Here is a 20,084-nt window from a genome sequence, read left to right on the forward strand (position 1 = left end):
ACGGGCGCGTGCCATGCTGGGACTGCGGATCATGATGGAGAGCGGGGAAAAGCGACAGCGTGAAGACAGTGGCAAGGCCGAATTGGACGGGGATCTGGGACCGGTTCGAGGCATCCGACCCCGGGCTGTTGCGGCTGATGGCCGGGCTGCGGACCGTTGGTGCCATCGCGCTCACGCTCGCGGTCCTGGCTGTGCTCGGGGCCGATGTCAGTCACATGGTGACCGGTGCCATGGGGGCCATGGTCGCGACCTTCGCCATCAAGGAGAAGCAGCGGCACGAACAGGCCCTTACTCTCGCGTTCGGCCTGCCCGTGGCGCTGGCGGCGATGTCACTGGGGGCGCTGCTGAACACCAGGGTCGTCGCGGGCGATCTGTTCTTCATCGCCCTGATCTTCGCCGCCGTGTACAGCCGCCGCTTCGGGGACCGCGGCACGGCGCTGGGCCTCATCGGGTTTCAGATCTACTTCGTCGCCCTTTTCGTCAGGGCCACCCCCGCCGCCCTGCCGCAGCTGTACGGAACGCTGGCCGTCGCGTTCGCCTGCAGCGCGGTGGTGCGGTTCGGCCTGGTCGTGGAGACGCCCGAACGCATTCTGCTGCGACTGCGTGAGGCGTTCCGGGCCCGGCTGGCCCAATTGGTGTCCGCCCAGATCGAGTTGCTCGATGCCGGGCCCGGCCGCGTCGACAAGGCCCTGGAGGACGTGCGCCGGCACACCGCACGCCTCCACGAGAGCGCGATGATGATCCAGGGGCGGCTGGAGGAGGGAACGAGCAGCAGTACCACCGCCTCGCTCGTCCAACGGCGAGTGGCCGATGCCGAGATCGCCGCTGAGCGGCTCGGCGTTCTCCTGCTGACCGCGCGTAGCGCCGAACGCGCCGACACGCTCACCCTGCACCTGCCGCACGCGCCCGTGCCGCCTGCCGGCGACCGGCTGCGCGCCCAGGACGACACCACCGCGACGCTGCGCCGCGATCTCGACGCACTGCGCCTGCTCGTGGTCCGCCCGGTCTCGAACGACCGCGGCACCGCGCTGGCCCACCTCCGCAACCGGCTCCTCGGCTACCGGGACGAGGAGAATCTGCCGCGCGCCTCGGCCCTCGTACAGGACGTCTTCCGCGGCATCGGAGAGGCGGCGCGCTCGGTCCTGGGCCTGCGGGTGGCCCTCGACGGCCCCCAGGACGAGTCCGACGACACACCCGCGACGGCCCGTTCCCGGGAGGAGCTCGATGCCGAGGACGTCGCCATCGCGGGGGCCGAGGAGTCCGGGCAGGGCGGGGACGACCGCAAGGGACTGGAGCGGCCCACGACCCGGGCCGCGGTCCAGGTGTCGGTGGGTTCGGCCCTGGCCATCGTCGGCGGGGAGTTCCTCTCCAGCCAGCGCTGGTACTGGGCGGTGCTGACCTGCTGGGTCGTCTTCCTGAACACGGCGTCCACCGGGGAGATCCTCGTCAAGGGCTACCGTCGGCTGCTGGGCACCGTTCTCGGCGTGGTGGCCGGTGTCGGTCTGGCGGGCCTGGTGGGCAACCACACCTGGACGGCGTTCGCACTCGTCCTGCTGTTCATCTTCGCCATGTTCTTCACCGCGCCGCTGTCGTACGCCCTGATGTCCTTCTTCGTCACGGCGATGCTGGGCCTGCTGTACACGCTGCTCAACACCTACAGCGCCTCGGTTCTCGTCCTGCGCATCGAGGAGACCGCGCTCGGCGCCGCCTGCGGCGTGATCGCGGCCGCCGTGATCCTGCCGGTGCACACCGATCGCCGTACCGACGAACTCCTCGGCACGGTGCTGACCCGGCTCGGTGACGTCACCGGTGCCGCGGTGGAGCAGCTGAGCGGCGGTCCCGCACTCGATCTGCTGGACCGGGCCCGGGATCTGGACACGGCACTGGACGATCTACGGGCCTCCACGCAGCCGTTGACCCATCCGATCACCCCGCTGCGGTCCCGTCGCCAGACCGCTCGCTACCTTGTGGCCCTGCTCGAGACGTGCGCCTATCACGCGCGTTCCCTGGCGGCGACGGCCGAACTGCTCCCCTACAGCAAGACGGTCGCCGCGGATCCCCGTCTCAAGGGTGCGGGGCGGCGCATCGCCCACAACATCGACGTACTCGTCGCCCGCGTCGAGGACGACGCCAGCGACGGGGTGGCCGAGACCGGTGCGAGCCTCGCTTCCATGCTGGAGACGGACGCGCCGGGTCCCCCTCGGCACGACCGCGTCACGGGCCGGGTGCTACGGCATCTGCAGCGTCTGGACGAAGGGGTGATCGGTCTCGCCCGTCCGCTGGGAGTGACCGTCTCCACACCCGACAAGGCATCGTCGCAGGGGCGGGGCTCGTAGCCGGGTTCGGCGTCGTGGCTTCCTCAACCCACATTCCACAGGAACCGGTGCGTGTGGATCCCGAAGTACGGGAACGACTGCACCTGCCGGACGCCTTCGATCGGTCGCACGATGTCGTTGACGAAGTCCAGTAGATCCCGGGGGCCCGGGCAGACGACCTCGGCGAACAGGTCGAAGCCGCCGGAGGTCAACACCGAGTAGACCACCTCGGCCCGCTGGGCCAGTTCGTCGGCGACCGCTCGGGGGTCACCGTCCACGGCGATGCCCAGCAGTGCCATGGACTGTCCGCCCATGCCCATCGGGTCCGTGACTCCGACCACCTGTACGGCCTGGGAGTCGAGCAGTCGTTGCAGCCGCTGGCGGGCCGCGGATGCGGACAGGCCGACTTTCGGGCCCAGTTCGGCATAGGCGATACGGCCGTCGACCTGCAGTTCGCGCAGGATGGCCCGGTCGATCTCGTCCACGCTGTTCCTCTCTCGCTCACCCGAACCAAGACTGACGGCGCGGTTCAGCCGACCAGTTCGGACAGGGCGGCGGCAAAGACGTCGGTGTGTGTGTCCACGTCTTCCTCCGTGGTCGCGGGGCACATGAGGGCCATGTTGTGGAACGGGGTGAGCAGGATGCCCCGGTTGGCGAGGTAGAGGTGGAGGTAGTCCTCCAGCTCGCTGTCGGCAGCGGCGGCGGATTCGGTTCCGGTGCGCGGCGCGGAATCGGCGAAGCGGTACTCGGTCCGGGCGCCGAGCCTGCTCACCGACCACGGCAGGGCCCACGCGTCGATACCCGCGCGTACCCCCGCCTCGAACCGCTCCGACAGCTTCGACATCCCGTCGAAGGCGTCATCGGTGAGGACGTGTTCCAGGGTCGCTCGCGTCGCGGCCACGGACAGGGCGTTGCCGGCGAGGGTGCCGCCGACTCCGCCCATGTCGACCAGATCCAGGTCGTCACGGTCGAGGAGCTTCTCGGCGAGCTCGGCCGAGAGCCCGTAGGCACCGGCGGGGATACCGCCGCCGATCGCCTTGCCGATGGTCAGCAGGTCCGGCTCAAGGCCCCACGCGGCGGTGCAGCCGCCGGGACCGGCGGAGAAGGTGTGCGTCTCGTCGTTGATGAGGAGCGTGCCGTACTGGCGCGTCAGTTCCCGCACGCCTTCCAGGTAGCCGGGTTCGGGCAGCACGATGCCGATGTTGGTGAGCGCGGGCTCCATCAGGACGGCGGCGACGTCGCCGTGCGCGAGTTCGCGCTCCAGCTGTGCCAGGTCGTTGAACTCCGCGACCCGGCTGGTGAGCGTGACGTCGCAGGGGGCGCCGACGTTGCCGGGGCGAGAGGTACCGCGTCCGTCCGGACTGACCACGATCAGCGACTCATCGACGCTGCCGTGGTAGCTGTAGCTGTTCACCAGGATCTTCGGCCGACCGGTGACTGCCCGCGCCAGCCGGATGGACCAGCGGTTGGCGTCGGTCGCGGTCAGCGAGAAGCTCCAGCGCGTGAGCCCGAAGCGGCGGGTCAGTTCGGCGCCCACCCACTCGGCGTCCTCGGTGGGCAGCATCGCGGTCGCGCCGCCGAGTTCCGCGAACCGGCTCCGCACCGCCTCGGCCACCACCGCGGGTGAGTGGCCGGCCATCGCGCCCGTGTCACCGAGACAGAAGTCGATGTACTCGTGGCCGTCGATGTCTGTGATCCGGGCGCCGCGCGCCGTGTCCAGGTAGCGGGGGAATGCCCCCGCGGTCTTGTTCATCCACGTCATCGGGACCCGGCCGAAGAGGTGGTCGGCCCTTTCATAGGCAGCCTGGGACCGCGGGTTCCGACGCTCGGCCTCGGCGACCTCACGGGCCAGGAGCTGCTGCAGGCGGGTGCGGTCCATCGGGTGCTCCTCCATCTGGTGACCGAATACCGCGATGTTACAAATGAAAATGATGCGAAAGCAAGATATGACGATTGATTCGGCTGTCGATGCAATCGAATCGAGAGTCTGGAGTGATCACTCCCACCCGACCCGAGGGGTCCATCACACCCGGTCGTCATGAGTCACAAAGCGACATCCGCCGTATCTGTCCTGTGGATCAGTCACCTTGACACCCTCGCTCCCTCGACGAGAGGGGTTCCCGCGTGCCGCATCGTTGTGGGGTGCGGCTTCGCGGGGCCTGCTTCATCGCGCTGCGCGGGGACGAAGCGCCGACTTGGCTGCGCTCCACGGGCTGTCACCGCCGGCGCGGCGGCCTTGGCGTCGTTGTCCGTCGCGTTGATGTCTGTGTCCAGGGCGGTCCCGCCTGCCCCGCACGTCCACTGCCGGAAGCGTGCGGCGAGGTAAGTCGTTCGGCGGCGTCCCAGAGTTCGCGTTCGCGCTGCGGGGCGTAGGACTCGTCGGACGACCGGGCCACGCGGCCACGGTCGACGTATGCCCCGGTCGGTGCCTCGGTCGCGCCGAGGACGACGTCGGCGAGACAGCGACCCGCGGCCCTGCGGCTGGTCGCGAACGGCGTGAGGGTCATCAGCGGAAGGATCCGGCGCACCGCGAACCGGGAGGCGGGGCCGGCGTTCCGGGCGAGATCGGTGCCGGGGACGAAGCCCGGGTTGAAGGCGACGGCGTCGATCCCGGCCGGCAGGCGGCGCGCGTACTCGTGCACAAGGTAGATGGCGGCCAGCTTGCTCGTGGAGTAGGCGGTGCGGCCGGCGACCGTGGTTCTTGGCTTGCGGAAGGCACCCGTGCGGGCGAGGACGTCCGGGGACTGCCAGGCAGGGCCGGGCACCATGCCCAGGTTGTGCCTGAAGTCGCCGAAGTGGGTGTCACTGGCGGTGATGACGATCCGGGCGGGAGCGGCGAAGCGATCCTGGAGCAGCCGGACGAACAGGTGGTTGGCGAGCACGTTGATCGCGAAGGTGCACTCGAACCTCTCGGGTCCCTCGGTCAGCGCGTTCGTGTACTGCATGCCCGCGTTGCCCACGAAGCCGCGCAGCGGCGGCAGTTCACCGCGGTCGAGCCGGTCCCGGATCTCGGCGGCAGCCGAGCGGACACTCTCCAGCGAGCCCAGGTCCGCCTCGACGTGCGAGACCGCGTATCCGCCCGATCCGAGTTCCGCGACCAGCCGTGCGCCGGAGGATCCGCGGGCGACGGCAAGGAGATGCACGTCCGGCGCGGCGCGCAGAATGCGCTCCGCGGCGGCCCGGCCGATCCCGCGGCTCGCGCCCGTCATCACGATGGTGGACTGCATGGAAATCCCCTTCACAGGTCAGCCGTTGGGCGCCCGGCTGGACGCAGCAACACATTCGCCGCTCGCTCCACGCCCTACCAGTGCCGCCCTCGTCACTAGGACCAGCAGTACCCAGGCTCCTTCGGCGCCGAGCGGCGAGAATAGGGCCATGGCTGCCTCCCGCTCCGGTTTCGGCGCACTCCTGCACGCCTGGCGCGACCGCCTCTCCCCGGCCGACGCCGGCATCACCGTGACGGACGGCCGGCGTGCCCCGGGATTGCGCCGCGAGGAGCTCGCGCAGCTGGCCGGGCTCTCCGTCGACTACGTTTTGCGGCTGGAGCAAGGACGCGCGACGAATCCCTCGGCCCAGGTCGTCAGCGCCCTTGCCCGGGCCCTTCAGCTCTCGCGCGCCGAGCGCGACCGGCTGTACCGGAGCGTCGGGCTCCTGCCGCCGCAGGACGGGACGATCAGCACCCACGTACCCCCAGGCGTCCAACGGCTCGCCGCACGCCTGGGCGACGTCCCGATCGGGCTGTTCACCGCCGACTGGACCCTCGTGTGGTGGAACACCATGTGGAGCGCCCTGCACGGCGACCCCTCCGCGCTCCCGGCCACCGAGCGGAACCTCGCGCGCGCCGTGTTCGGCAACGGCGCCGCCCACGCCGCGATGCGTCCCTTCTGGTCCGAGCGCGGAGAGGACGCCTTCGCGGCGTCGATCGTCGCCGACCTCAAAGACGCCGTGTCCCGCTATCCCGCGGACGCCCGGCTCGGCCGCCTGGTGCAGAACCTGCGAGAGGTATCCGACGCCTTCGCTCAGCTCTGGCTCACGGCGACGGAGGCCCAGCACGTGGCGGATCGCAAGACGATCCGGCATCCGGAGATCGGGGAAATCCTGCTCGACTGTGACGTCCTCATCGTTCCGGGCGCGGACCTGCGCATGGTCACCTACACGACGGCGGCCGGAAGCGACGACGCGGGGAAGCTCGACCTCCTGCGCGTCACAGGCGGCCGTACCACCCCCGCGCTCCCCTGACCGGCCGACAATTCGCGCGCGCGGCAACGGGCTTCCCCAGTACGGTCACGCGATGGACGATGAGGACGGCTACTTCGGAGAACTGGTCGCGGCTGCCTACGACGAGTCGTCGGCGGACATGTTCGCTCCGAGCGTCGTAGAACCGGTGGTCGACGTTCTGGCGGGGCTGGCCGGCGGTGGGCGCGCCCTTGAGCTTGGCATCGGCACGGGGCGCATCGCGCTGCCGCTGGCACGTCGCGGAGTCCCGGTCCACGGCATGGATCTGTCACGGGCGATGGTCACGCGGCTGCGGGCGAAGCCGGGTGGCGACGCGATCGGCATCACGATCGGCGACTTCGCGACGACGAGGGTGGACGGAAGGTTCTCCGTCGCCTGCCTGCTCTTCAACACGATCATGAATCTGACGACGCAGGAAGCGCAGGTGGCCTGTTTCCGCAACGTCGCGGCGCACCTGGAACCCGGAGGCTCCTTCGTCATCGAGGTCATGGTCCCCGAGTTGAGGAAGCTTCCCGCCGGGCAGAACGTCGTGCCCTTCCAGGTAAGTCCGACGCGGTGGGCATTCGACATCTACGACGTCGCGACTCAGGCGACGAGTTCGAACTACGTCGAGGTCGTCGACGGTCGTGGCACCTACCGATCGATCCCCTTCCGGTATGTGTGGCCGTCGGAACTCGACCTGATGGCCCAGCTCGCCGGGCTGCGGCTGCGCGGGCGGTGGGCGGGATGGACACGGGAAGCCTTCACGAGCGAGAGCCCCCGGCATGTCTCCATCTGGGAGAAGCCCGCTGACTGACCACTGCGGGGGCCGTTGACGCGCCCACGGCTCCCCCGTAGTGGTTCAGCGGCGCGTCAGGGGCAGGGTTGGGCAGGGGGTTTCCCATGGGAAGCATGGTGCCCGCTTATCTCGCCTTGGACATGCCAATGTGCTGCCGCTGGGCAATGTGAGGGGCCGGAGGCAGCATGGAAGCACGGGCATTCAGAACCCAGGCGTGCGGCGTTGCCTGCAGAGGTCGGCATGTCCTGCCCTGGTGGAGGAGGATCTGCGATGACAGCCGAATCCTTCCAGTTCAGCGGGGACGAGCCGGGCGCCGACCCGTCCCGGCCGATCGGGCTGCTGGATGTGCTGAGCGTGGCTGCCGTGGTCCTGGACGCCGGCGGGCGCATTGTGTTCTGGACCCCTCAGGCCGAGGAGCTCTTCGGCTACACCGCGGAAGAGGCCCTGGGCAAGTACGCAGCGCGACTGTTCATCCACCCGGAGCATCTGAAGGCTGTCCAAAGTCTGTTCGCGGAGGTCCTGGAGACCGGCCGGAGCTGGGCCGGCGCCTTCCCCATCCGGCACAAGGACGGCAGCACCCGCCTGATGGAGTTCCGCAACATGCGGCTGCTGGACGATCTCGGGGATGTGTACGCCCTCGGCATCGCCGCCGACCACACCCTGCTCCAGCGCGTCGAAACCGATCTGGCTCTGTGCGAGCGGCTGATCAACCAGTCCCCGATCGGCTTGGCCCTCATGGATCCCGACCTGCGCTATCTTCTGGTCAACCCCGCGCTCGAGCGCATCGACGGCATACCCGCCGAAGACCACATCGGCCGCCACCTCAGGGACACCCTGCCCTTCCCCGACGTCGACACCATCGAGTCGGCCCTGCGTCAGGTGCTCACCACCGGAACCCCCCTGCTCGACCAATACCACGTGGGCCGCCCCCCGGCCGACCATGACCATGACCATGACCACGAGCACGACCACGCCTGGTCCCTCTCCTTCTACCGGCTGGAGGACCCCGGCGGGCGTGTCCTGGGCGCCGCCACCTCGGTCGTCGACGTCACCGAGCGGCACCGCGCGGCCATCGAGGCCGACCGGGCCCGGCGCCGCCTGGCTCTCATCGCCGACGCCTCCATCCGCGTCGGCACCACGTTGGAGGTGGAGCAGACCGCCCGCGAACTGGCCGAGATCGCCACCCCCGAGCTCGCCGATGTGGTCGCCGTCGACGTTCTCGACTCGGCCCTGGCCTGCCGCCGCTCGCGCAAACCGGACAACGGCCCGGAACTCTTCCGCGCGCTGGCCCTCAAGGCGGCGCATCCCACGGTGGCCCTGCGAGCCGCCGACCCTCCCGGTGACCTCGCCGCCTACGGGGGCGACCGCCTGGTCACCCTGTGCGTCCACACCGGCCGACCGGTCCTGGTACGCCACGTCGGCGATCACGATCTAGAACGCATCGCCCGCGACCCCGAGGCCACCGCGCTTCTGTCCCGGGCCGGCGTCCACTCCTATCTCGTCGTGCCGTTGATCGCCCACGGCGAAGTGCTGGGCGCCCTTGACCTCAAACGCACCCGCAACCCGGTCCCGTTCGACCAGGACGACGTCGTCCTGGCCAGTGAGCTCGCCAGCCGCGCAGCCGTGGCCATCGACAACGCCCGCTGGTTCCAGAGCGTGCGCAACACTGCCCTGACTCTCCAGCGCAGCCTGCTGCCCGACCACCCGCCGCACCACACCGGCCTGGAAACCGCCTCCCGCTACCAGCCCGCCCAGTCCACCAGCGAAGTCGGCGGCGACTGGTACGACGTCATCTCGCTGGCCGACGACAGGACCGCGCTGGTCGTCGGCGACGTCATGGGCAACGGCATCGACGCAGCCGCCACCATGGGCCGGCTGCGCACCGCCACCTGCGCCTACGCAGACCTCGACCTCGCCCCGGACGCCGTGCTCCAGCACCTGGACAAAATCACCTGCGATCTGGAGCACTACATCGTCACCTGCCTCTACGCCGTATATGACCCCCACACGAGGCAGTGTCACATCGCCAACGCGGGACACATGCCGCCCGCGCTGGCCCGCCCCGGCCAGGCCCCCGTACTGCTCGACCTGCCCTCCGGAGCCCCGCTCGGCGTCGGCGGCATCTCCTTCGAGACCACGACGGAGGACCTCGGTCCTGGCGACCTGCTGGTCCTCTACACCGACGGCCTCGTCGAAACCCGGCAACACCCCATCGACGACCGCCTGAACGTGCTCCTCAGCTTCCTCGACGAGCCCCACCGGCCGCTCGAAGAGACCTGCGACCTCCTGCTGTACGGCCTGCGCCACCCCGACGACCACGACGATGTCGCCCTCCTCGTCGCCCGGGCTCTCTAGGCGATACAGCGGCCCACCCCGCCACACGTGGAGCCACGTTCTGTACGACACCGCCACCACGGGAAGGGACGATGCCCGTTCACCGCATGCGACTCCAACGAATCGAGCACCCACCCAAGCTGACGCCCCGAGCAGTCGGCAGCAGCCCGTCGTGGGGCAGATTCAGCCGACGAGGCGTCCGCCCCCTGGACTGCGTCCGTTCGGGGCCAAGCAGGCCCGGCGCCGACAGCGCAGCGTCTGTGCCGATCACGCTTGGACAGTGTCCGCAGGAGCGGCACCTCCCGTGATCAAGGAGAAGAGAATGCCCATTGATACCGTCGAACGATTCCTGGCCGCTCTGAGCCCACGCGCCCGAGAACATGTCCAGCAGCAGCCACGCGAGGAGCAGGAAAGGCTCGCCGCCGCCTGGGAAGCGGAGCTGATGGAGGACACCGACCTCGACACGCTGAGCGAGCTGTCGCCCCCCGCCGCCGAGAGCGAGGCGGCCACACGGGTCTTCAGGAAGCTCTTCGAATAGGTGACATTCGACATCCTGGCGGCCTCCCCTTGTACGTTCCGGCCGCCAGGGTGCATCTCATGCGACGCACATCCCCTCGAGCTCGTGACGCGGTCACGGCAACACCTTGTCGATTCCGCAGTCGCGACGGGCGAGGCCTGGGCATTCGGTGGACGGTGGACCGCGTTCGGCCAGGCCGGAATCCGCGAGGTCGACCGGTCCGTCGTGACCGTTGCAGAGCGGACCACGCCGAGCCTGGACCGGCTTGCCGCAGAGGCGTCCCGGCTGGATCGGCTCGTCGCCGCGCCGGTGGGAGCGCGCATTGCGTCGCCCGGGGGCATCGGCCATGGGCTCGGTCACGGAAGCCCTCGGGGCATCGGTGTGACGTTACGGTCGGCGGGACTGCAGAGGCTGTACCGTCACCGAGACCTCCGAAGTCACAGCCCTGCGCCTGAAGTCACAGCCCTGGGGCTGTATGAAGGCCGGTACCGGCAATCCGGCGGAGTCGTCCAGCTCGGCCCAGACCGTCCTGCCGTGGCGGGCGTGGCGCGTTCCCCAGCGTTCGGCGAGTTGGGCCACCAGGAGCAGACCGCGACCTCCCTCGTCGAAGACACGGGCCCGGCGCAGGTGCGGGGTGGTACTGCTGTCGTCGGAAACCTCGCACATGAGGGCCCGGTCATGGATCAGGCGCAACCGGATGGGCGGCCGGCCGTAGCGGATGGCGTTGGTGACCAGTTCGCTGACCACCAGCTCGGTGGTGAAGTCGAGCTCCTCCAGGCCCCAGGCGGTCAGCTGCCGGGTGACGCTCGACCGAGCTCGGGAGACGGCGGCGGGATCTGCTTCCAGCTGGCGACCTGGCGGGCCCCGAGGCCATTGGTGCGGGCCAGCAGCAGCGCGTCGTCGTCCGGGCGAGACGGCAGCAGGGCGTCGAGCACCGTGTCGCAGACGGCCTCCAGGGAGGCCGAGGGCTGGGCAAGTGCATGGCGCAGCCTGGTGAGGCCTGCCTCGATGTCGTGGTCTCGGGCTTCGAGCAGGCCATCGGTGTAGAGGGCGAGGATGCTGCCTTCGGGCAGGTCCAACTCCGTCGCGGCGCGCAGAGGTACCACGAGCCTGGAGTGGATTCGGTGGACACCGCCGGCGAGGCCGGAATCAGCGACCGCCGCCGATCCGTCCGGGAGGTGGGAAGCGTCGAGGTGGTGCCGAGAGGACTGCCCGGTCTTCAGAGCGCGGTCCGGTGGAGATCCGCGGGTAGGTGTGGAGCTGCTGCGGGGCAATCGTCGGTTCCGGGGAGCCCTCGGCCGCTGACCGCTGGGCGGTCCGGCTCAGCACGAACGGGCCCGCCGCCGGGGTGTCGTGTCCGTGGAGCGCGGAGTCGAGCAGGTCGACGGTGACGAGGTCGGCGAAGTCCTCGGTGGTGAGGTCCGCCAACTCCTGGGCAGTGCGGGCGATGTCCAGGGTGGTCCCGATGCGCATGCTCGCCTCGTTCACCACCGACAGCCGCCACCGCATACGGCGGTCCCGCTCCTCCTGAAACGCCACGACGCCCCGCTCCGACGTGCGGTCCACGTACTCGGCCCCCATCGCCGTCAGCTTGCGCGCCGCCGTGCTGATCAGCTCGGGATCGTTCGTCAGCCGGGGCAACTCCTGGAGCAGCCTGTCGAGGATGACAGCCTGCCCAAGGCGAAAGGCCCGCAGCATCGCGCTGACGGGCTTCCCGTGCCGAGCCAGCCGACGCGCACGCTCCGCGTCGGCGACCGGCGGTTCGATCTCGCCCGTCTCGATGCCGTGCTCAAGGGCGAAGAGCACGGCGGCAACGTGCTCGGCGATGTTCTGAGACGCCATGACGTCCGGGTCTTCCCACAGCTCGGGAAGGTCACGCCGCAGCCACCGCTCCACCTCCTGGGTCAGCGGGCCCGCCTTCAGGCTGAGCTCATGCGCGGCACGAGACATAAGACTGTCCGCGGTGAAGTCCACAGCTACGACGTTACGCCGTGCACGCGCTCGTGGATTCCCGCGCGGTCCTCGGCTGGAACCCCGCCTGAGGAACGGGCCGGCCCTGCCTGGCGCATCCCATCGTTCACGCCGGGGTGCCCGAGCAGCCCGCCGACACATTTATGTCCCAGTCGAACCCAGCGGTCGTTTCGGCGACGGCCCGAACCTGGTGCGACGGCCGGTTCTCGGGTCCCGTCGGCCGACTCGTGGCGATCAGCCCGTGCAGCGATCCCGTCCCGCGTGGTCAGGGTCGCCCGGCGGTGCGACGCTGGGGTGGAGAGGTGTCCGAGGAGGGAAACCCGGGAGGGCCGATGGGACGGGACGTCCCGGCGCTGGTCTTCACCCGCGAGGACCGCCGCCGGTACCGGATCAAGATGCAGGAGTGCCTCGACGCCTTCGCGCAGATGCTGCGGGAGTCACGGTTCGAATCCGAACGGCCCCAGGTGGGGCTGGAGATCGAGCTGAACCTGGTCGACGGCGAGGCAGAGCCCACGATGTGCAACAGCGATGTGCTCGAGGCGATCGCGGACCCGGCCTGGTCCACCGAGCTGGGCCGGTTCAACCTCGAGATCAACATTCCGCCGCGGCGTCTGACAGCGGGCGGCCCCGACGCCTGGGAGTCCGAGATACGCGCCGCACTGAATCACGCGGAGCAACGCGCCAGGTCGGTCGACGCACGACTGATCATGATCGGAATCCTGCCCACCCTGCGGGAGGAGGACGTCGGCGAGACGGCGCTGTCGGAGAACGCGCGCTATCACCTGATCAACGAGCAGGTCTTCGCAGCTCGGGGCGAAGACCTCCTTATCGAGGTGGACGGCGTCGACCGACTGCGGACCTACGCGGACACGATCACCCCCGAAGCCGCGTGCACCAGCACCCAGTTCCACCTTCAGGTGTCCCCTGAGGAGTTCGCCGACTACTGGAACGCCGCGCAGGCGATCGCCGGGGTCCAGGTCGCGCTGGCGGCCAATTCTCCGTTCCTGTTCGGCAAGGAACTGTCGCACGAAACCCGTATCCCGCTGTTCGAGCAGGCGACCGACACCCGCCCACAGGAGATCAAGGTGCAGGGGGTGCGGCCCAGAGTGTGGTTCGGAGAGCGGTGGATCACCAGCGTCTTCGACCTCTTCGAGGAGAACCTGCGCTACTTCCCGGCGCTACTGCCCCTGTGCGACAAGCAGGATCCCGCGGAGACACTCGACCACGGCGACATCCCCGAACTGGCGGAGCTCACCCTGCACAACGGCACCATCTACCGCTGGAACCGCCCGGTCTACGCCGTCGCCCATGACAGAGCTCACCTACGGGTGGAAAACCGTGTGCTGCCCGCCGGCCCGACCGTCGCCGACACCCTCGCCAACGGCGCCTTCTACTACGGGCTCACCCGAGCCCTGGTGGAGGAGGACCGGCCCGTGTGGTCACGGATGTCCTTCTCGGCCGCCGAGGACAACCTGCACACGGCAGCGCGGCACGGCATCGATGCGCGGCTGTACTGGCCAGGGATGGGCGAGGTGCCCGTGCCCGAACTCGTCCTGCGCCGTCTGCTGCCCCTGGCGCATCGGGGGCTGCAGCACTCCGGCATGGACGAAGCCTGGCGGGAGCCGCTGCTCGGCATCATCGAGCAGCGATGCGTCGCCGGACGCAACGGAGCGGTCTGGCAGAAGGAGATGTTCCACCACATCGACGCCACCACCCATGTCGGCCGTCACGAGGCCCTGCGGCGGATGACGCAGCAGTACATCGACTACATGCATCTCAACGCCCCGGTCCACACATGGCCGGTCGACTGACGGAGGTCACTGACGGGGGTCACTGACGGGGGTTCACGTCCGCGACGGTGATTGATTGCAGCGGTGAGAAGTGGCGACGCCTGACGCTGAGTTCCAAAACCGTTGAGCATGGCCGGCTGCAGAGACGGCGGCGCGGTCGAGCCGCGGATCCGCGAACTGCTCGAGCAGCGGTCGGAGATGCCCGCAACGGTGATCGCCGAACGGATCGGCCGTTCTCGGGGCCGGCAACGCCCGGATCGCCCTCGATCTGGAGGCGATCATCCGCTCTGCAGAGGTGATGCGGCGCCCGATTCAATTGGCGAACGCCCGCCTGGAGGATTACGACGCCGTCTACTTCCCGGGCGGCCACGGCCCCATGGAAGACCTGCGCGTCGACGCGGACGCGGCCGGTTGCTGACCGCGGCGCTCGCCTCTGGCAAACCCCTCGCCATTGTCTGCCACGCCCCGGCCGCGATGCTTGCGACCAGGATCCACGGTGTATCGCCCTTCGCCAGCTACCGGATCACTGCGTTCACCAACGAGGAAGAGAACGCGGTCGGCCTCGCACCGAAGGCCAGCTGGCTGTTGGAGGACGAGCTCATCGACTTGGGCGTCGATTCACCAAGGGCGAGATGTGGAAGCCCTACACGGTCGTTGACCGCAACCTGTTCACCGGACAGAACCCCGCCTCGGCAGGCGTCCTGGCCGAACGACTGCTCAAGGTCCTTTAGGGCATCTCACTTGCTGAGTACCACCCGTACGGCAAGGGCCAGTTCCTCGGGATGACGGCCTCCTGCGTCGCTGTGCCCAAGACCCATCCGTGCGACAAGGTGCGCGCCGACCGCTGATCACGCGGCGGACAGCACCGTATGGATCTTGAGGGCGAGGTGGATCTGCAGCGCCTGGTCGCCGTGGCGCCAGTGCGAGCCGAGCAGCGAGGTGACGCGATCGATCCGCTGGTAAAGGGTGTTGACGTGGATGTAGAGCTCGGCAGCTGTGCGGCCCAGGCCGGTGTCGCAGGCGAAGTAGGTGAGCAGCGTGCGGGCGAGCTCGCCGCCCCGTGCGGTGTCGTAGTCGAGGACAGGGCCGATGGTGCGGCGCACGAAGCGGTGCAGCTCGTCGCGGCCCGTCTGATGGAACAGCAGTCCGTAGACACCGAGTTGGCTGGGAGAGGCGCCTTCTCCGTCGCGGTCGAGCGCGAGCAGGACATCCAGGCAGCGAGCCGCGTCGTGGTGTGCTTCCACGATGGCGTCGACGCCCGGCGCAGCCGTCGCGGCGCCGACCGTGACCGGGCTGTCCACGGCCCGTGACAAGTGTTCGGCCAGGTTACCGGCGGCCTCGTCCGGGTCGGGGTCCTGCGGCAGGAGGACGACGGTGTCGCCCCGGTATTCGCCCGCGAGACCCCGGGCATGGGCGGCGTACGAGGCGGCGGCATCCGCGATGCGTCGCCGATGGGTGCTGTCGCGGCAGCGGGCGGCGAAGACCGTGTGCGGGCGCTGGAGGTCGAGACCGACCAGGGTGGCCCGGCGCCGCAGGCCTTCCCGGTTCCGATGCGGGGAGCCGAGGAGGTCCTCGAGGATCTCGCCACGCAGCCGGTGCTCGGCCTCGGCGACGGTGCGTTCGCTGAGCAGCATCAGCGCCGTGACGAGCGCGGCGCGCTCCAGGGAACGCACACCTGAGGCGTCCAGGTGGTCGCGGACGAGCAGCAGTACGCCCAGGAGTTCACTGCCGGCGACGATGGGGGTGGCGCAGGCGGCGGACCCGTCGGCGCCGGCCGGGATACGGCGGGTGCGGCGGGCGTCCGTGCTCAGCACCCGGGCGTCACGGACGGCATGGGCGGCCGGGCACGGATCCGGGAGCGTGCCTTCCCTGCGGGCCTGTTCGACCAACGGGTCGTCGCCGGCGGCGGCCATGGTGCGGCCGCGAGGGTCCAGGACGAGGATGCTGCCGCCGAGGACTTCGGCGAGGGTCTGCGCCACGTCGGCCATCCCGCCGCCGTCGAGAACAATGGTGGTGAGCCGCTCGTGCAGGGCGGCGGCACGCTCGATCGATTCGCTGTGGGCGCGGATGACGCCGTTGGCCTCGGTGAGCTCGTCGACGGCTCTGCGGACGTCCTGGAAGAGGGTGGCGTTCTCGATGGCGATGGCAGCGTGGTTGGCGAGCGAGACCAGCAGGGCCACTTCGTGGTCGGAGAAGGGGCGGACCCGGCGGTTGGCGGCGAACAGGACACCGATGACGTTCTCGCCGAGTTTGAGGGGCACTCCCTGGATCGAGATCAGCCCCTCGCCGCGCACGACGTCGTCGATACTGTGCTCGAAGCGCAGGTCGGCGAAGTAGTCGGGGGTGTTGTAGGGAACCGCCGTCTTGGCCACGAGCCCGCCCAGGCCTGCGCCCATGGCCAGCCGGGCCTGTTTGAACCCGTCCGTGCGGATTCCGTCGGTGACCCGCATGTAGGTGTCGCCGCGTTGACTGTCGTTGAGCATCAGATATGCCACGTCAGTGCCGAGCAGGCCATGAGCCCGGCGAACGATGGCCTGGAGCACGGCCTCCAGATCACGCAGCGAGGACAGGTCGCCCGCCGTCTCGTAGAGCGCACCGAGCTCCGCCTCCCGGCGCCGGCGCTCCTCCAGACGCGCGCGTACCTGCAGGGCGTCGTCGACCAGCGGGGCCAGCCAGGCCCGGTCCTGCTCGGGGCATCGCTCGAGGACGGCTTCGTACTCGCTCTGCGTGGCGTCGTCGCGCAGCAGGCGCAGCAGCCGCGCCGCAGGCTCCACATCGGCCCGACTGTGTGCGGTCGTCGAGTGCACGGATGCCTCCTGGGTGTTCCGGTACGCGTTCCCGCCTGCGATGTTCGCCGTCCCTGCCTGGTCTGCACAGATCTACGGCGACACCGGCTGCGACGAGTCGTCGTGGTCGTGCTCCGGGTGTGGTTCCGGGTCGGGTGTCGGGGACCCGGAACGGGGGCGAAGCACGTGCGCCACCGTGCCCCACACTCCTCGGCGGAAGAGCAGGACGACAACGATGAAGACGCCGCCGGTGACCAGGCCGGTCTCCTCGAAGCCTGAGGTGGACAGCCAGTCCTCCAGACGGACGATGGCGCCGGCTCCCAGCAGGCTGCCCCACAGCGTGCCCATGCCGCCCAGGACCGTCATCACGACCACCTTGCCGGACGTCGTCCAGTACACCTCCTGCAGTGAGGCGAACCCGTGATTGACCGCGTACAGTCCGCCCGCGAGGCCGGACAGAAACGCGGAGACGGTGAAGACGACGAGCTTGTAGCGGTCGGCGGGATAGCCCAGGGCACGGGCACGGGCGGGATTGTCGCGCACGGCGACGATCACCCGGCCGAACGGGGAGTGGGCGATGCGCCAGGCCGCGGCGAGGCCGAGCAGAACCACCGGCAGGGCCGCGTAGTAGAAGACGAACGAGTCCGACAGATCGAAGCCCGGCAGGTCGCGGGGGATTCCCTGCAGGCCGTTCTCACCGCCCGTGACATCGCCCCACTGGTTGGCGATGAAGTACACCATCTGCGCGAAGGCCAGGGTGACCATGGCGAAGTAGATGCCGCTGCGCCGGACCGCGAGAAACCCGATGGGCAGGGCGAGCAGCGCGGCGGCCCCGGCACCACCCAGGACGGCCACATAGAACGGCAATCCGCTGTGCAGGGCGATCAGTCCGGTGACATACGCCGAGCTGCCCCAGAACGCCGCATGGCCGAAGGACAGCAGCCCTCCGTGACCGAGCAGCAGATCGAAGGCGACGGCGAACAGCCCCCAGCACAGGATGTCCGTGGCGACCGGCGGGTACAGGCTCCAGGGCAGGCCGAAGGCGATGAGCAGCCCGGCGGCGAGCAGGCCCCCCCTGATCCGGGCGGGGCGGCCGTGCAGCTTGTCGAGGAGGGTGAGGATCACGCGTGCTCCTCCTTGCCGAAGAGTCCGGCGGGCCGGACCAGCAGCACGACGGCCATCAGCAGATAGACCGAGGTCTGCGAAAGGACGGGGACGTAGAGGTTGCCGAGCGCCTGGAGCATGCCGATGGTGAAACCTGCGAGCACCGACCCGAAGACGGAGCCGAGTCCGCCGACGACGACGACGGCGAACACCGTGATGATCAGGTCGCTGCCCATAGCGGTGTTGACCGCCCGCATCGGTGCGGCGAGCACCCCGGCCAGGGCCGCGAGCCCGACGCCGAAGCCGAAGACCGGCGTGACCCAGCGCCCGGTGTCGATGCCGAACGCCCGGGTGAGTTCGGGGCGTTCGGTGGCCGCCCGCACGATGGTCCCGATCCGGGTGCGGGTGAGCAGCAGCCACACGGCCAGGCAGAGGGCGACCGAGACGGCCAGAACGAACACCTGGTAGCGCGGGAAGTCGAACAGGCCCAGGTCCATCGAGCCGGTGAAGGGACCACGCTCGTACGGCTGGGAGTGTGCGCCGTACTTCATGCGCAGCAGGTCCTGGCAGACCAGTGCGATGCCGAAGGTGAGCAGGAAGTTGTAGAGCGGGTCGAGGGCCGTCAGGCGGCGGATCAGCAGCCGTTCGAGGAGAGTGCCGGTCACGGCGAGGGCGAGGGGGACGAGCAGCAGAGCCCACCAGAAGCCGAGCCCTGTGCTGTCGGCGAGGGCGACCGCGCCGAACGCGCCGAGCATGTAGAGCGCGCCGTGGGCGAAGTTCACCACGCGCAGCATGCCGAAGATGACGGCGAGGCCGAGTGCGAGCAGGGCGTAGAAGCTGCCGCTGACCAGCCCGTTGAAGGCCTGTTGGAGGAACGAGGTCATGGGTGGGTCCCGTCTTCGGCCGGTGGCCTGCCCGTGGGCTCCGCCGTGCGGCGGGCGGGCCACCGGGCCCTGGTGGTCAGCTGAGGTGGCAGTCGGGGGACGGCTTGTCGAACGCCTCGGCCGCGGGGATGGTCTTGACCGGTTCGGTGTAGTCACCGGGCTCGCTCGCCTTGGCCGGGTCCTTGACCTTGGCCAGGTAGGCATCGTGGACGATCCGGTGGTCCTCGGCACGGACGGTGGCGTTGTGGGCGAAGAAGTCGCTGAACTTGGTGCCGTCCAGTTCCTTCGAGACGTCGGCCGCCTTGTCGCTGCCCGCTTTCTGCGCGGCTTCGAGGTAGTGCGTCGCTGCCGAGTAGTCGGCCGCCTGGACGAAGGTGGGCCGCCGTCCTGTGCGTTCCTTGAACCGGTCGGCCCAGGCCTGCGCCTTGGCGTCGACGTTCCAGAACCAGGCCGTGGTGAACATCGTGCCGGCCAGTTTGTCCGCACCGATGGCCTTGATGTCGCTGTCGAAGAGCAGGCCGATGGCCAGCTCGATGCCCTTGTCCTTCAGTTTGAACTGCTGGTACTGCTTCACGACGTTGGCCAGGTCACCGCCGGCCTGCAGCGCTCCGAGCACGTCCGGCTTCGGCTTCAGGCGCGGCGCCTTGAGCAGGAAGGTGGAGTAGTTGTCGCTGGGGAAGGGCGTGGGGTCCTTGGCGACGATCTTGCCGCCCGCACCCGCGATGGCCGTCTCGAACTTCTTCTGCATGTCCTGCCCGAAGGCGTAGTCCGGGTAGATCGTGTACCAGTTCTTGCCGCCCTGTGCGGTGACCGCGTCGCCGGTGCCGTGCGCCAGCATGTAGGTGTCGTAGGCCCATTCGTAGGTGTACGGATTGCAGGTCTTGCCCGCGAGTTCCGTGGTCGCGGCCCCGGTGTTGAAGTACAGCTTCTTGGCCTGGCCCGCGACGGTCTGCACGGCGAGCGCCGCCGACGAGGTCGGCACGTCGAAGAGCGCGTCGGCCTGCTTGCGGTCGTACATCTCCCGGGCCTGGGTGTTGGCGATTTCCGGCTTGTTCTGGTGGTCGGCCTTGATGACCTCGATGTTCTGGGTGACCGCCTTGTCGCCGTACTTCTTCTTGAAGTCGTCGACGGCCATCTGCACGGCCTGTACCGAGTTGGGTCCTGCGATGTCCGCGTACACGCCGGACAGGTCGGTCAGCACACCGAGCACGATCTTGTCGTCGCTGACCTTCCCGCCGCCCGAGCTCGGTCCGCCGCCCCCGCAGCCCGCGAGAAGTGCCCCCACGGCGGCTGAGGCCACGACCGTCGACAGCCTGTGCTTCATTCCATCCTCCTGGTGCATACGTCACGAATGAGCGGGGTGACGGGG

General features: G+C 69.3%; 15 protein-coding genes and 1 pseudogene. 6 read left to right on the top strand and 10 right to left on the bottom strand.

The window, feature by feature from the left end:
- The first annotated feature begins 137 nt into the window (after positions 1 to 137).
- Entirely contained in the window at positions 138 to 2,336 is a 2,199-nt protein-coding gene (locus OG390_RS03285) for an FUSC family protein (protein ID WP_406177472.1), read from the top strand.
- Between the two features lie 23 nt (positions 2,337 to 2,359).
- Here OG390_RS03285 and OG390_RS03290 read toward each other — a convergent pair whose 3' ends face one another.
- The 3 genes from OG390_RS03290 to OG390_RS03300 all read right to left on the bottom strand — a co-directional run bounded on the left by OG390_RS03290 (position 2,360) and on the right by OG390_RS03300 (position 5,542).
- Positions 2,360 to 2,800 (bottom strand): Lrp/AsnC family transcriptional regulator, encoded by a 441-nt coding sequence (locus OG390_RS03290; protein ID WP_406164895.1) that lies wholly within the window; start codon positions 2,798 to 2,800, stop codon positions 2,360 to 2,362.
- A gap of 44 nt (positions 2,801 to 2,844) precedes the next feature.
- Entirely contained in the window at positions 2,845 to 4,194 is a 1,350-nt protein-coding gene (locus OG390_RS03295; RefSeq protein ID WP_406164896.1) for a transaminase, read from the bottom strand.
- A gap of 337 nt (positions 4,195 to 4,531) precedes the next feature.
- On the bottom strand, positions 4,532 to 5,542 hold the full coding sequence (locus OG390_RS03300) for an SDR family NAD(P)-dependent oxidoreductase (protein WP_406164897.1): 1,011 nt from the start codon (positions 5,540 to 5,542) through the stop codon (positions 4,532 to 4,534).
- Between the two features lie 148 nt (positions 5,543 to 5,690).
- On the opposite strand from OG390_RS03300, the gene OG390_RS03305 reads away from it, so the two are divergent.
- The 4 genes from OG390_RS03305 to OG390_RS03320 all read left to right on the top strand — a co-directional run bounded on the left by OG390_RS03305 (position 5,691) and on the right by OG390_RS03320 (position 10,201).
- Positions 5,691 to 6,554: a helix-turn-helix transcriptional regulator gene (locus OG390_RS03305; protein WP_406164898.1), complete on the top strand. Its 864-nt coding sequence runs from the start codon at positions 5,691 to 5,693 to the stop codon at positions 6,552 to 6,554.
- A gap of 52 nt (positions 6,555 to 6,606) precedes the next feature.
- Positions 6,607 to 7,347 carry a class I SAM-dependent DNA methyltransferase gene (locus OG390_RS03310; RefSeq protein WP_406164899.1) on the top strand — a complete coding sequence of 247 codons (741 nt, stop codon included), beginning with the start codon at positions 6,607 to 6,609 and terminating at the stop codon, positions 7,345 to 7,347.
- A gap of 252 nt (positions 7,348 to 7,599) precedes the next feature.
- Positions 7,600 to 9,684 carry a SpoIIE family protein phosphatase gene (locus tag OG390_RS03315; RefSeq protein WP_406164900.1) on the top strand — a complete coding sequence of 695 codons (2,085 nt, stop codon included), beginning with the start codon at positions 7,600 to 7,602 and terminating at the stop codon, positions 9,682 to 9,684.
- A 301-nt stretch (positions 9,685 to 9,985) separates the two neighbouring features.
- The gene (locus OG390_RS03320) at positions 9,986 to 10,201 is read left to right on the top strand and encodes a hypothetical protein (protein ID WP_406164901.1); all 216 of its coding nucleotides are present in this window, start codon (positions 9,986 to 9,988) and stop codon (positions 10,199 to 10,201) included.
- A 93-nt stretch (positions 10,202 to 10,294) separates the two neighbouring features.
- On the opposite strand, the gene OG390_RS03325 is transcribed toward OG390_RS03320, so the two are convergent.
- From OG390_RS03325 to OG390_RS03335, 3 genes and pseudogenes are all read right to left on the bottom strand, one after another.
- Positions 10,295 to 10,540 carry a hypothetical protein gene (locus OG390_RS03325; RefSeq protein WP_406164902.1) on the bottom strand — a complete coding sequence of 82 codons (246 nt, stop codon included), beginning with the start codon at positions 10,538 to 10,540 and terminating at the stop codon, positions 10,295 to 10,297.
- Between the two features lie 153 nt (positions 10,541 to 10,693).
- A pseudogene (locus OG390_RS03330) lies at positions 10,694 to 11,262 on the bottom strand (ATP-binding protein); the annotation flags it as partial.
- A 67-nt stretch (positions 11,263 to 11,329) separates the two neighbouring features.
- Positions 11,330 to 12,154, bottom strand: coding sequence for a hypothetical protein (locus OG390_RS03335; protein WP_406164903.1), 825 nt, complete (start codon positions 12,152 to 12,154; stop codon positions 11,330 to 11,332).
- A 329-nt stretch (positions 12,155 to 12,483) separates the two neighbouring features.
- Between OG390_RS03335 and OG390_RS03340 the strand changes: the two genes are divergently transcribed.
- A complete protein-coding gene (locus tag OG390_RS03340) occupies positions 12,484 to 13,962 on the top strand; it encodes a glutamate--cysteine ligase (protein WP_406164904.1) in 1,479 nt (492 codons plus the stop codon).
- Positions 13,963 to 14,789: 827 nt separating this feature from the next.
- Here the strand turns inward: OG390_RS03340 and OG390_RS03345 are convergent.
- From OG390_RS03345 to OG390_RS03360, 4 genes are all read right to left on the bottom strand, one after another.
- On the bottom strand, positions 14,790 to 16,748 hold the full coding sequence (locus tag OG390_RS03345; RefSeq protein WP_406164905.1) for a helix-turn-helix domain-containing protein: 1,959 nt from the start codon (positions 16,746 to 16,748) through the stop codon (positions 14,790 to 14,792).
- Between the two features lie 72 nt (positions 16,749 to 16,820).
- Positions 16,821 to 17,852 (bottom strand): branched-chain amino acid ABC transporter permease, encoded by a 1,032-nt coding sequence (locus OG390_RS03350; RefSeq protein ID WP_406164906.1) that lies wholly within the window; start codon positions 17,850 to 17,852, stop codon positions 16,821 to 16,823.
- The gene (locus OG390_RS03355; RefSeq protein ID WP_406164907.1) at positions 17,849 to 18,715 is read right to left on the bottom strand and encodes a branched-chain amino acid ABC transporter permease; all 867 of its coding nucleotides are present in this window, start codon (positions 18,713 to 18,715) and stop codon (positions 17,849 to 17,851) included. The genes OG390_RS03350 and OG390_RS03355 overlap by 4 nt, the downstream gene beginning before the upstream one ends.
- A gap of 76 nt (positions 18,716 to 18,791) precedes the next feature.
- Positions 18,792 to 20,039 carry an ABC transporter substrate-binding protein gene (locus OG390_RS03360; protein ID WP_406164908.1) on the bottom strand — a complete coding sequence of 416 codons (1,248 nt, stop codon included), beginning with the start codon at positions 20,037 to 20,039 and terminating at the stop codon, positions 18,792 to 18,794.
- Between the last annotated feature and the right edge of the window lie 45 nt (positions 20,040 to 20,084).

This window comes from Streptomyces sp. NBC_00996 (genome assembly GCF_045162675.1).
Lineage (GTDB): Bacteria > Actinomycetota > Actinomycetes > Streptomycetales > Streptomycetaceae > Streptomyces.